A 12,464-nucleotide genomic window follows, 5' to 3' on the forward strand; every position below is an offset into this window, starting at 1 on the left:
AAAATCATAGTATAATAATTAATAAAAAGGATATATCAAAGGCAAGGGCTCAAATGAATTTAATATTTAGATTATTAAAGATATATGATAATCTTAACAGATTCTTGTCCAGTTTGTAATTCAAAAAATATTGAAATAAAGACAATTGAATATGATTTTCCAGAGATAGGTAAGTCATTACTTTATACATTTAAATGTAATTCTTGCAATTATAAAACATTTGAAATAATACCATTAGAAGATAGAGGTTATATAAAAATAGAATATAAAATAGATAATAAAGAGAAAGCAAGAAAATTACTTTTAAAATCTCCTTATGCAAAAATAATATTAAAAGAAATTGAAGTTGAAATAACTCCTGGTATTGAATCAAAATTTGAAATTAGAGCAATAGATGATTTCTTAATGAATATAAAAAACAATTTAGAAAGATTTAAAATATTATATTCCGATGATAAAGAAAAATATAACAAAATAATAGAAAAAATAAATTATATAGAAGATGTGTTAAATAATAAAAAGGAATTAACTATAATAATAGAAGATGAAAAGGGATTATCAAAAATATATTAAGGTTGCTGATCTTCTTGTTTTACTTCTTCAACTGCAGACATTTGATGTCCTCTCCAGATTCTTACATACGGTGGTGTAGCAATAATCCAATCTTTACTTACGGCAGCTATATCTCCACCAATTGCATCTACAACAGATTTAATTCTAGATACAACTCTCTTTACTTCTACAAGATCTTTACCAGTATTTAATCCAGATATATCAACAAATACTATATAATTTCTTTCTCTTAATGAATCTACAACTGCTTTAACTTCTGATGGATCCTTTATCCTAAATACTCTAACATAAATTTTTACCTCCTCAGCCTTCTGAGTGGGTATTACCTCTACATACTGATCAGAAGTTTCCTTCTTTTTTGACTTAAATATGTTTCCTAAAGATACCATATAAATATATATTTCTCCATTATTTTTATGCCTTTGGTTAATATTTTTGATTATCTTTTATGATATTATTTATTTAGACTGTAGATTGGATCTTTTTAATAAATCATTTAATTCTTTCGTTAAAGAATTTAACTTTTCTTTATATATATCGGACTGCTTTTTTAATTTTTCTGCTTCAACCTTTAATATTTCTTTATCCTCATTTAACTTATTTATCAATTCTTTTTTATCTTTTTCTATTAATACATTTCCTATCATAAAATAAACTTTTTTACCATCTGGTAAATTTGATAATTCTTTTAATGCATTCTCTGTTTCAGCTAAGTCTTGTAAAACTTTTTGTCTTTTATTTTCTATTAATAAATATGCTTGTCTTAAATTTTCAAACTCTTCATACTTTGATGTTATTTCTTCCTCACTAACCATTTTTATATATTATAAAAATTCATTTAAAAATTATTTGTGCATATATATTAAGTAATCTTTTTCTCTCTTAAAGAATCCATACCTTATTCCATGGATTACTTCCCCATCTTTTGTTAATTCTAATACATATTTTTCTGCAATTGCATTTATTATACCATCTTTTTCCCATACTTTTATATTAATCTTATATTCTTCAGGTACCCATTGAACAATTTTTGCATTCAATTTTCTTGCATCTTCCATACTATCTGATAAATATTTAGCAACAATATAATCTTCCCTTTTATCTATTATTTCAATATTAAATCCTTCAAACAATCTTAAATATTTATTATTTATATCATTTATATCTATATAAAATATGTTAGATTTTATTATAAATTCCCTATATCCCAAATCTACTTCTGGATGATTTTTAACTTTTATTATTTTATTTGATGGTAGATCATTTATTATAACTTTCACAGGATTTCTTATTATAAAAAATCTCTTAGCCTTTTTATCATATATTTCTCTATTATATGTGTATATTTTATTCCAATCAATAACTACATCTACAGGATTTGGCCCTATTTCTAAAATATATTTTCTTATTGCCTCTCTATCAATTCCCCTTCTTCTCAATCCTCTTAATGTTGGTAAAAATGGATCATCCCATCCAGATATTTTTCCTTCCTTTATTAATTTCCTTATTTCAGATTTATGCAATGGTAAATCTTTTACTAATAGAGCCCCATAATTTATTATTGTCGGAAATTCCCAACCAAAATATTCATAAATATATTTTTGTTTATATGAATTTACTTCATGTTCTTTCATTCTCAGAACATGTGTTATTCCCATTAAATGATCATCTATAGATACAGAAAAATTATATGTAGGCCATAACCAATATCTTTCTACATAATTTTTTCCATATTTTCTTAATAAATATGGATGTGGATTTTTATTTGGATCAACAATTCTAAATGCAATCCAATCTCTTACAGATGGATTTGGATGATTTAGATCTGTTTTAATTCTTATTACTGCTTTTTCTTCATCATAATATCCATTTAACATTTTTTCAAATTGTTCTAAATGCCATTCTGGTTCTTTCAATCTATATTCTGTAGGAATTCCTTCTGCCCTATATTTTGATATTATTTCTTTTGGAGAAAGATCAACATATGCAAATCCCTTTTCAATTAATTCTTTTATATATTTATAATATATATCTAATCTTTCAGATTGTATATAAAATTCATCTACCTTATCATTTATTAACCATTCAACATCCTCTTTTATTGAATCATATACATCAGGATCTGGTTTTTTAACCTTTGGATCTGTATCCTCAATCCTTAATATAAATTTTCCTTTATACATTTTTGCATATTCATAATTCAATATAATTGCTCTTGCATGACCTATATGTAAATATCCTGAAGGATTTGGGGCAAATCTTGTCTTAACTTTACCTTCTACTGCATTCTTTAATTCTGGTAATCCTTTTCTTTCCTCTTTTTTCTTTTCTTCTAATAATTCTGGATATTCTTTTAATAATATATTATAAGCTTCTTCTCTAGATATATTAGACAAATTATTTATTTCTTCTTTGACTTTTGGGATTATTTCCTTTATGTTTTTCTTTAAATCAGGATTTTCATATACTATTTTTGATACAACAGAATTTAAATCCACATTTCCATACTTATATTTATTATATAATACCCATTTTTTTATTAATTTATTTATATCCATCTTATAATACTCTTATTGCCCACTTACCCTCTTTTAAATTTAATTTTTTAGAGAATTCAGAATTTTCTTGATTTACAATTATAATAAATCCAGAATAATCTTCAGATAAATCTGTAGAACCACAATATGGACATCTATCTACATCTTTATCAATTATTGCCTTACAGTTTCTACATACTTTTCTTTTTGGTTTTCTATATGCCATTATTTACCAGATTTTTTCTTTTGTTCAAGCCATTCCAATTTTCCCAATCCTGGTTGTTTCATTGTCATTGCAATCCTTACATTAGATACACCTTTATAACTTACTGTAACTATTCTTGCCTTTACCATATCATTTACCTTCAATACTTTTCTACTATTCTTTCCAATTAAAGCTTCTCTTCCAGAAACTGATACCTCGTCATCCATTATTTGAGAAATATGAACCAATGCATCTATGGGTCCTATATTTATAAATGCTCCAAATTCTGTTATAGATGATACAAATCCATATGTTAGTTCAGAAATATTTGGAAAATACGAAATTGCAGTAAATTTTACCTTATAATATACTCCTCCATCTTCAAAAACCATTATACCTTCAGATATTTCATCTATGGATTTTATTGTTACAATTATCCCATATTCTTTTCCACCCATTCCAACATAATTATTTAATAGTATCTTTTCTATCATTTCATTTACATTATCTGTTATTTCATTTGGTGGTACTCTTACTACATCATATATTTGAACTTCATAAAACATTATTAGAATGATTTTATAAATTTTTATAAATCTTTGTAATTTTTATTTTTTTGCAATAAAAAAATATTATGAGTATAATGTTAAATAATTTAATTAAATTCTATCAAAATAATAGAGAGATTTTAGAGGATATGGTAAAAATTTCTCAGAATAGAGAGGTTGGATATCTATTATCAAATAATAATTTTGGACATAGACCATCAAAAATAGAAACAGAAGATGATATAATAAATTATATTAAAAAAGGTGCCATTTCATTTCATATATCGATTGAGAGATGGATTGATATAAATATTTTGAGTGAAAAAGTTTCAAAAAAGGATTTGAATGAATATAGATTGGGATGGGATTTTATAATAGATATAGATGCAAAATCTTTAGATCTATCAAAAGTTACTGCAAGAATTATTGTTGATTATTTAAAAGAAAAAAATATTAATCCAATATATATTAAATATTCTGGGGGAAAAGGTTTTCATATAGCAATTCCATGGGAAATATTTCCAGAAACAATAAATATATATAAAAAAGATAATCTTATAGAAGAAGAGACAAGAAAATTATTCCCAGATCTTGCAAGAATATTAGCATTATATATATCAAAAGAAATAGAAGAGAAATTAAAGAAAATAATATTATTAAAATTTAGTGAAGAGGAATTAAAAAATTATGGAGTAAATGATATAGAAAGATTTAATCCATATGATATAATTGAAATAGATACAATATTAATATCATCGAGACATTTAATTAGATGTTTATATTCAATAAATGAAAAAACTGGAAATTTATCTATACCAATAAAGGAAAATTATATAGAAAAATTAAATCCTGAAGATTCTAATATAAATAATTATTCATATGAAGGTATACCATATTTAACTGAAGATTTAGAAAGAAAAGAATCTAAAGAATTAAAAGATCTAATTAAAGATTCATTATTATGGAAAATAAAAAATGAAGTTGAAGTAATAAAATTTAGCAGATTAGCTGAAAATTATAAAAATCAGGAAGGAATTGAAGAAACAAAAAGAGATGTAGAAGAAATAAAGAAAAGAAAGATAGAAATAAATGAAGATTTATTTCCTCCATGTATAAAAAATATATTAAATAATAAAGAAATGGATGATGGAAGGAAAAGATCATTATTTATATTAATAAATTTCTTTGCAAATATTGGATGGGATTGGGATAAAATTGAAAGATATATAAAAGAATGGAATGAAAGTTTACAGGATCCCTTAAAGGATAGATACATAGAATATCAATTAGAATGGCATAAGAAATTATATAAAAATAATAAAAAATATTTAACTCCGAATTGCAATAATGAAATATATTATAAGGATATTGGAATATGTACTCCAGATAATATTTGCTCATTAATTAAAAATCCTTTATCATATCCAATTAAAAAAATTAAAAGTACAAAATCTTCTCAGGATTCTCAAAATAATTAATATAAAACTTTATTTCATCAATACGCTTTCTTAAATCTTCAACTTCTCTTACTTTAAAATATTTAAAGAATCTTCTCCTTTCAATATCATTTATAATTATTCCATCAGATTCTAGTAAATTTCTTACATATTTATATAAAATCCTTCCCTTATTATCATTATCTGTTAATATAATTGCTTCTCTATAATTTAGAAATACACTCTCATCCTTTCTTAATTCATATATTGTATATACATTATTAAATCCAAATTCTCTTAATACTTCCTTATCTCTCTTACCTTCTACAACTATAAGTGAATCCTTTTTCTCCCTTAGCCTATGTAAAAAAGATATTATCTTATACATTATAAAAAGTTTAACTTTTAATTATTAAAGTTTTTTTATTTATTATGCCACCAAAGGAGAGGGTTGTTGATGGTAAAACATTCTCATATACTGGACTAATTGACTTTCAAAACTTCTATAAATCGATGAAAGAATTTTGGGATAATAAAGGATTTGACTTTTTTGAAAATAAACATGAAGAAAAAGTAAAAGATGATGGATCTAGATCTATAAGTTTAGAATGGCATACAGAAAAGAAGATAACAGATTATGTAACATATAGTTATGATATAAGTATTTCAATAGATACATTAAAATTATTAGATAATATGAAACAGTATGCAGAAAATCTAAATATAAAAATAAATGGGGATTTAATAACTGATTACCAAAAATATTTTGGGGACAAACCATTCAATATATTTCTTAGAGGGTTATTTGAAAAGTATTTATATGATAGCGAATTAAAGGATCATAAAAAAAATATTGGAAAAATTGCAGATGATTTTTTAAATTTAGCAAAAGATTTTACAGCATCATTTAAACTATGACCTGGGAAGCAATATATAAAACAAGAGTAAAATCAAAAATAAAATTTATTCCACAGGACTTTTATGAAAAATTCAAAAAATTCCTTGAAATTAATAAATGGGAGGGGATATTTAAAAAAGATAGATATGAAAAATATTACTTTCATAGATTAACTCCGGAAGGTTTATTATTTGTAGAAGCTAAATGGGAAGCTTATAAAAATTATTGGAAAGAAGAACCAAAGATTGATTGGAAAATTGAATTAACAATACTTATTAATGCTTATAATATAAATACATCTGTTGGTGATTTAGATATAAGTATAGAAAGCTCACATAATGTAGAAGAATTTAAAGATTTTGATGTAAGTAAAGCTAGTACAACCGAAAAAATATTATTACGTTTCGGGTTTTCAAAAGTATTAGGTTCTTTAAAATCTAATCTAGAAAAAGTTAGAGGAAAAAATAAATTAATAGATATGTCTGGAAGAGATTTATATAATGATTCTGAAAAGATAAAAAATTTTATACTAGATTATTTCAAATTATATAAATATTAAATATTAAAAATTTCAATATTTAGTTCTTTTGCCCTATTTATTATTTGTTCTCTTTTTCTTTTTCCAACATTAGAAGCAATTATTGCACATTCTTTTTCTTTATCTATTTTTTCCAATTCTTCTACATTATGTACTAATACAGGTTTCTTACCATTTGGCAATAATCCCTTTACTTCTCTAGGAGAACCATATCCAACCTCTACCATAGAAACCCTGCTTTTCAATTTCCTTCTTATTTTGTTATGTATACCCTTGGTCTTCTCCAAGATTCTTTTTTATTTCTTAATTTTATTACTTTCCACCACTGAAATCTAAAATAATCTGGTTTTTTCCTCTTAATTATTTTTCTTAATTTTAATAACTTATTCATCATGGTTTTTGGATAATATAAATTCCATCTTGAAACTTTCTTAAATCCTTTTCCTTTGGTTTTACTGAATTTTCTATCAATCCTGCCAAGTTTCCTAATACTTCTATATCATACCCTTCTAATGTGATTTCATTTTCCTTCAATGTAGCTTTTACTCCTTCAGGTATTTCTATTTCTTTTATATCCCTTCCACCCATGTAATTTTCAATTATTAATTTATTATTTTGTAATTTTAATTTTAATGGGAAGTGTATTGAAACACCCTTTAATTTATATACAAAACCTTTTGTTACACCTTCAATATCATTTTTTATATGTGCAACCATTGTATTCATATCCCTAATTATTTTCTTTGATGGAAAATATGCCTTAAATATTATTTTATTTTCCCTTATTTCAATAATAATATTTCTATTGTTTATATTTCTATATTTTTCTCCCTTTGGTCCCTTTATATATATTTTTCCATCTTCTATTGATACATTTACACCATTTGGTATTTCTACATAATCTATCATGATTGGAAGTCTCATTTTATCTTTATATTATAAAAAATATTAAAAATTATTCTTTTACAATATTTACACCAAAATTATTTTTTAAATATTCTATAACTTCTTCTTTTGTAGTTCTGTGTCTTTCGGGTATCTTTGATCTTTTAATTCTTCTATACATTACTCTATATCCAGGTCTCCTAACGGTTACTATAACATCCATACCATATATACCAATTGATGGATCATATTTCATACCTGGTATCCATACATATTCTTTTATTCCAAATCCAAAGTTTCCATATTTATCAAATTGTGATTCCTTTAATGTATTATTTACTGCTTTTAATAACCATTTCAATACTTCTTCAGCTTTCTTACCTCTTATTGTTAATTTAACCCCAATTTCCAATCCTGGTCTAATTCCCCATGCTTGTACCCTTTTCTTTGCCTTTGTTCTAACAGGTTTAAGATCTGGAAACATCTTTTTTAATAATTTTTCCGCCTTTTCCAAAGGTTCACCAGGTTTACCTACTCCAATATTTATTGTTACTTTATCAATAATAATTCTTCTCATTATATTATTTTTGTTTGAGTTCATCTTACAGTAATTAAAGGTTTGTCTTCGCCTATTACAACCGAATAATCAAATATTGTTTCTTCCTTTTTATTATTATCCATATTTATATATTCTATAAATCTTGTATGTCCAAATGGTTTTCTAAATATTTTTATATTTTCTAATCTTCCAATTGTACTTACTTTTGCTCCATAGAATATATATATTAAATTTCCCTTATTCATTTTTATTATCTTTTCTATCTTATTTTCTTTTGTATTAAATAGAATACTATCTCCTGTTTTTATATCTTTATCATCAATTATAAAATTCCTTCCATCAATTCCAGTAACCTGTATTTTTCCTCCCTTAACAAGATTTTTCCTTACAATTTTTATTATTTTCAAATCTTTTTCTTGTTCTGGAATTTCAATTAATTTTAATTTTAAATTATTAGACATAACAACCCTATAATTTTTATTTAAATCTTTAATTGATATAACATCAAATAATCCAACGCTATATCCTAAATCTTTTATCTTCTTATTATTTACCAAAACTTTTTCATTTCTTAATAAATATTTTGCTTCCTTCTTATTTTTTACAATTTTTAAATAATCTCTTAACCATAATAATATTGGCATACTATATTCAAACTTATATCCATTTGTTGATGGTCTAATAATCCAATAATATTTCTTTCTACTTATTGGCCATGTTTTTGGTATTGTAATATTTCTTAGATGCCTTTTATTGGAAACATGAGCCATTTTATTATTTTTTAATAACTATTTTTAAAATATTTCCTTATTTAAATTTTTTGTTCAATTCGGTTACTTTTGCCAATTCATCTTCCTTTACTGAGAAATTATTTACCAATTGATTTACTAATTCTTCTATTTTATTTTCTTCAATATTTTTTGATTTCATTTTTCTTTTTATGATTTCTATTCTCTTTTTATCCTTTAAATTCAGCCTTAATATTAATAATTTTGAACTATGAATTGGTCTATAAACTTCTCTATTTGCCTTATTTGTAAATTTAATATTATCTATATATACTTTATATCTTTTTCTATCTATATAGATTACAAATCCTTCAGTATTTCTATATTTACCTCTTAAAACTTTAACATAATCTCCAACCCTCAAAGGTAAAGAATTTATTTTAATTAAATTCTTTATATCTTTTGATAACATTGAAGAGATTATCTTACCCCTAATATGTAAAGGAGCATTTATTATATATTTTCTTTGTTTTCTAGAATTTTTAGAAGATTTCCATGATGAACTCCAATCTTTATAATCAATATTTTTTATTTTTAGAACCATTTTATACAATTATACTTGCAATTTTTCCAATTTCTGGCCATCTTTCAACAACTTCTCTTGCCACTGGTCCTCTGATAATTGTACCTGCCGGTGTTCCGGTTTTTTCATCTTTTATAATTACGCAAGCATTATCTTCAAACTTTATTCTTGTACCATCTTTTCTTCTATATTCTTTTCTTTGTCTAATTATAACAGCTTTCATAACCTTTCCAACTAATGATAAATCTCCATCTATTATTGATACAGAAACCATATCAGCAACTCCTGCTCTAGCATATCTTCTCTTTACACCTTTATATCCAACCACAGAAATTACCTTTGCTAATTTTGCCTTTGAATTATCTGCAACCTTTAAAATCGTACCAACAGTAATTCCCCTTGTTACTTTTGCACTAATTGGCTTCATTTTTTACTAATTACAACGAAATTTATTGTTTTTGATATTGGCCTTGTCTCCCCGATAATAACTTCATCACCTTCTTTTATATCTAAACATTTTGGAACATGGGCTTTAATTTTTGATCTTCTTATCATATATCTTTCATATTTTTGGACATAATAATATCTATAAAAGGTTATTAAAGCAATTCTTCTCCTAACTCTCTCAACTTTTCCTTCAAATAATAATCCTCTTACTCTTATTTCCCCATGCCATGGACATTTTTTGTCATCACATACCTTTTCCGGAGGATTTATACCTTCAATTCCAATATCCTTAACATGAGTCTTTTGTACCATTTTATGATTAAATTATAAATAGATTTAAAAATAATATTTCTAGAGGGATGATGATGGATCAACGACCTGAATAGTGATGATTGATGGGCAAACTGAAAATTTATAAAATTTTTAATAATAGTTCTAATCCTTCTTTAAGATAATCTTCATTTACTTTATCAATAGTATCTGCTTCTGAATGGTAGAATTTTATCCAATCATTATTAGATTCTGATATCTGTATAGATTTTTCATATAAATATTCTGACATTATTGGAAATGCTTCTCTAATATATTCTTTTGTTAATATTGGCTTTGAATGTCCAAACATATCATATACAATAATCTTTTCGCTTTTTTCTAATATTTCTTTATATTCATATTCAAAAACTCTATAACCATATCCCCAATAATATGGTTTATCATATGATAATTCTTCACAACCTGAAAATACTATTAGATTTTCTTTAAGATTTATTTTATTATTTATTATTGCATATAATAAGGTTGCTGTTCCTGAAGAATTATCTACAGTTCCATTAAATACTGTATCGAAATGAGTAAAAATTATATTTTTTGGATTTTTTATATTTCCAATTAATATATTTTCATTTTTTATTAACTTTCTTTTTACATTAACATAAACCTTTATTTCTTCTGAATTTATAACTTTAATTAAATCTGATTTTTTTATATTTATTACTGGAAAATCATAGAAAATTACTCCAGAATATGCATCATAATACTGATTATAATTTATATGTGGTACACTTATTTCTTGCTTTATATTTTGACTTGAATATATATTTTTCTCTTCAAAATATCCAGAAACAAAAGAATTTGCCTTTCCAATTATTTTTTCTCCATTATCTAAAATTATATATGATCCTTCATCAAAAGGTATAGAAACATAAAAATATTGATCAAAAAAATCTATTCCAACTTTCTCCAAATTTTCTTTTATGTACTTAATTGTTTTATTTATAGCTTCTTCATTATTCCTTGGAGAAAACTTTTCTAAATCTTTGATTATATCTATTATTTTATATTCCATATATATATCTTATAGTATTTATAATATAAGGAGTTATATTTTTACTTATAAATTTTACATAATTTTCTTCACCAATTATTCTTCTTTTTATTAGTTTTTGCATATATAGTTCTAATGGTAGTATATCATATCCTGTTTTATTCTTTGCTTCCTTATAGAGACGTCTTGTCTTTTTACCTGCTGATGGTTTTCTAGGGTCTTCTTCGAGTAATACATATCCACTTCCTGACAATAATGCTAAAGCTATATATGGGTTCATTTCCATTTTATATTTCTTACTTTCTTCTTTATAAATATGACTTGCATCGTATATCCTAAATCTTAATTGTTTGTCGTTATATTCGAAAGATAATTTATATCCAGATATTTTATATTCAACTTTATTTGCTATCTTTATTCCATTTTTAAATTCCTTATTCACTAATTCTATCTTATCTTCAAATTCCTCTATTTTATAATTATTAATTTCAAAAATACGCTTAGATACTCCACCTATATAATATAATGTTGCTAATCCCCAGAAGTCTAATATATTTACTATACCATTAGTTACTTTTCCTCTATTTCTTAAATAATTCAGAGATTCATTCATATATGTTAATTCAGTTTCTTCCGCCATTTCACTTATTTTATTGACATCTAGATATACATCTCTTATTATTTTAATATTTTTCTTCAATTGAGATTTTGATTCAACTGCTATATTATATCGAGATTTGCTATATAATATTTGAGGTCTAACAAATATTTTCTTTTTTTGATTGTAAAAAGAAAATTTATCATCTCCCCACTGTAGGATATCTAAAATTACATTATTTACTTCATATTCATATTTATCTATTGTATTTATTATCCCTTTAATATGCAATAATGCTAATATTGTTTCTATATTGTATGGTGCTATTGGCCTTGCAAACATAAACTTTAACTCTCCATCTTTTCCTGCTTTTTGTAAAATCTTTTCTAGACTTCTCCTTATATATTTATAAAACCCCACCCCGCCTTATCTCAGAATGGTAGGTGTCCATAGTAGTATGATTTTCATAAAAACTTTTAAAAATTTTATTGAACAATTACTATACTTTCTCAGCTATCGCCAGTACCCATACAGACGTAAGTTTATTCCTTGGAGAAAACTTTTCTAAATCTTTGATTATATCTATTATTTTATATTCCATATAT

General features: G+C 24.3%; 20 protein-coding genes. 4 read left to right on the top strand and 16 right to left on the bottom strand.

All coding sequences use genetic code 11. The features are described from left to right. Positions 1-84 precede the first annotated feature (84 nt). Positions 85-573, top strand: coding sequence for a ZPR1-type zinc finger protein (locus DDW03_RS01640; RefSeq protein ID WP_228615326.1), 489 nt, complete (start codon positions 85-87; stop codon positions 571-573). Here DDW03_RS01640 and DDW03_RS01645 read toward each other — a convergent pair. The 5 genes from DDW03_RS01645 to DDW03_RS01665 form a co-directional block, all read right to left on the bottom strand. After that, positions 570-962 (bottom strand): cell division protein SepF, encoded by a 393-nt coding sequence (locus DDW03_RS01645; RefSeq protein ID WP_228615327.1) that lies wholly within the window; start codon positions 960-962, stop codon positions 570-572. The two genes, DDW03_RS01640 and DDW03_RS01645, sit on opposite strands and share 4 nt — an antisense overlap. Before the next feature lie 69 nt (positions 963-1,031). Further along, a complete protein-coding gene (locus DDW03_RS01650) occupies positions 1,032-1,388 on the bottom strand; it encodes a prefoldin subunit (protein WP_228615328.1) in 357 nt (118 codons plus the stop codon). Positions 1,389-1,418: 30 nt separating this feature from the next. Continuing rightward, complete coding sequence (locus DDW03_RS01655; RefSeq protein WP_228615329.1) at positions 1,419-3,131, bottom strand: glutamate--tRNA ligase; 1,713 nt, start codon at positions 3,129-3,131, stop codon at positions 1,419-1,421. Position 3,132: 1 nt separating this feature from the next. Then, positions 3,133-3,336 carry a transcription elongation factor subunit Spt4 gene (gene spt4, locus DDW03_RS01660; RefSeq protein ID WP_004578122.1) on the bottom strand — a complete coding sequence of 68 codons (204 nt, stop codon included), beginning with the start codon at positions 3,334-3,336 and terminating at the stop codon, positions 3,133-3,135. Next, positions 3,336-3,881: a DNA-directed RNA polymerase gene (locus DDW03_RS01665; RefSeq protein ID WP_004578121.1), complete on the bottom strand. Its 546-nt coding sequence runs from the start codon at positions 3,879-3,881 to the stop codon at positions 3,336-3,338. The genes spt4 and DDW03_RS01665 overlap by 1 nt, the downstream gene beginning before the upstream one ends. A 68-nt stretch (positions 3,882-3,949) precedes the next feature. Between DDW03_RS01665 and DDW03_RS01670 the strand changes: the two genes are divergently transcribed. Next, complete coding sequence (locus tag DDW03_RS01670) at positions 3,950-5,341, top strand: hypothetical protein (RefSeq protein ID WP_228615330.1); 1,392 nt, start codon at positions 3,950-3,952, stop codon at positions 5,339-5,341. On the opposite strand, the gene DDW03_RS01675 is transcribed toward DDW03_RS01670, so the two are convergent. Continuing rightward, positions 5,301-5,687, bottom strand: a complete 387-nt coding sequence (locus DDW03_RS01675) for a toprim domain-containing protein (RefSeq protein ID WP_228615331.1) — start codon at positions 5,685-5,687, stop codon at positions 5,301-5,303. The genes DDW03_RS01670 and DDW03_RS01675 overlap by 41 nt on opposite strands. Positions 5,688-5,731: 44 nt before the next feature. On the opposite strand from DDW03_RS01675, the gene DDW03_RS01680 reads away from it, so the two are divergent. Beyond that, positions 5,732-6,217: a hypothetical protein gene (locus DDW03_RS01680; protein ID WP_228615332.1), complete on the top strand. Its 486-nt coding sequence runs from the start codon at positions 5,732-5,734 to the stop codon at positions 6,215-6,217. Continuing rightward, on the top strand, positions 6,214-6,756 hold the full coding sequence (locus DDW03_RS01685; protein ID WP_228615333.1) for a hypothetical protein: 543 nt from the start codon (positions 6,214-6,216) through the stop codon (positions 6,754-6,756). The genes DDW03_RS01680 and DDW03_RS01685 overlap by 4 nt, the downstream gene beginning before the upstream one ends. Here DDW03_RS01685 and DDW03_RS01690 read toward each other — a convergent pair. The 10 genes from DDW03_RS01690 to DDW03_RS01735 all read right to left on the bottom strand — a co-directional run bounded on the left by DDW03_RS01690 (position 6,753) and on the right by DDW03_RS01735 (position 12,279). Beyond that, the gene (locus DDW03_RS01690) at positions 6,753-6,962 is read right to left on the bottom strand and encodes an eL32 family ribosomal protein (RefSeq protein WP_230971977.1); all 210 of its coding nucleotides are present in this window, start codon (positions 6,960-6,962) and stop codon (positions 6,753-6,755) included. The genes DDW03_RS01685 and DDW03_RS01690 overlap by 4 nt on opposite strands. Positions 6,963-6,988: 26 nt before the next feature. Then, complete coding sequence (locus DDW03_RS01695; RefSeq protein ID WP_228615335.1) at positions 6,989-7,126, bottom strand: hypothetical protein; 138 nt, start codon at positions 7,124-7,126, stop codon at positions 6,989-6,991. After that, positions 7,126-7,659, bottom strand: coding sequence for a 50S ribosomal protein L6 (rplF, locus tag DDW03_RS01700; RefSeq protein WP_228615336.1), 534 nt, complete (start codon positions 7,657-7,659; stop codon positions 7,126-7,128). The genes DDW03_RS01695 and rplF overlap by 1 nt, the downstream gene beginning before the upstream one ends. A gap of 31 nt (positions 7,660-7,690) precedes the next feature. Beyond that, positions 7,691-8,221, bottom strand: coding sequence for a 50S ribosomal protein L5 (locus DDW03_RS01705; protein WP_228615337.1), 531 nt, complete (start codon positions 8,219-8,221; stop codon positions 7,691-7,693). Further along, positions 8,218-8,949 carry a 30S ribosomal protein S4e gene (locus DDW03_RS01710; RefSeq protein WP_228615338.1) on the bottom strand — a complete coding sequence of 244 codons (732 nt, stop codon included), beginning with the start codon at positions 8,947-8,949 and terminating at the stop codon, positions 8,218-8,220. The genes DDW03_RS01705 and DDW03_RS01710 overlap by 4 nt, the downstream gene beginning before the upstream one ends. A 37-nt stretch (positions 8,950-8,986) precedes the next feature. Beyond that, entirely contained in the window at positions 8,987-9,511 is a 525-nt protein-coding gene (gene rplX, locus DDW03_RS01715; RefSeq protein ID WP_228615339.1) for a 50S ribosomal protein L24, read from the bottom strand. Position 9,512: 1 nt separating this feature from the next. Continuing rightward, positions 9,513-9,917, bottom strand: coding sequence for a 50S ribosomal protein L14 (locus DDW03_RS01720; protein WP_228615340.1), 405 nt, complete (start codon positions 9,915-9,917; stop codon positions 9,513-9,515). Beyond that, positions 9,914-10,249, bottom strand: coding sequence for a 30S ribosomal protein S17 (locus DDW03_RS01725; RefSeq protein ID WP_228615341.1), 336 nt, complete (start codon positions 10,247-10,249; stop codon positions 9,914-9,916). The genes DDW03_RS01720 and DDW03_RS01725 overlap by 4 nt, the downstream gene beginning before the upstream one ends. 100 nt (positions 10,250-10,349) lie before the next feature. Beyond that, entirely contained in the window at positions 10,350-11,282 is a 933-nt protein-coding gene (locus tag DDW03_RS01730) for a hypothetical protein (protein ID WP_228615342.1), read from the bottom strand. Then, entirely contained in the window at positions 11,272-12,279 is a 1,008-nt protein-coding gene (locus DDW03_RS01735; protein WP_228615343.1) for a hypothetical protein, read from the bottom strand. The genes DDW03_RS01730 and DDW03_RS01735 overlap by 11 nt, the downstream gene beginning before the upstream one ends. Between the last annotated feature and the right edge of the window lie 185 nt (positions 12,280-12,464).

This window comes from Candidatus Nanobsidianus stetteri (assembly GCF_003086415.1).
GTDB classification, from domain to species: Archaea; Nanobdellota; Nanobdellia; order Nanobdellales; family Nanobdellaceae; genus Nanobdella; species Nanobdella stetteri_A.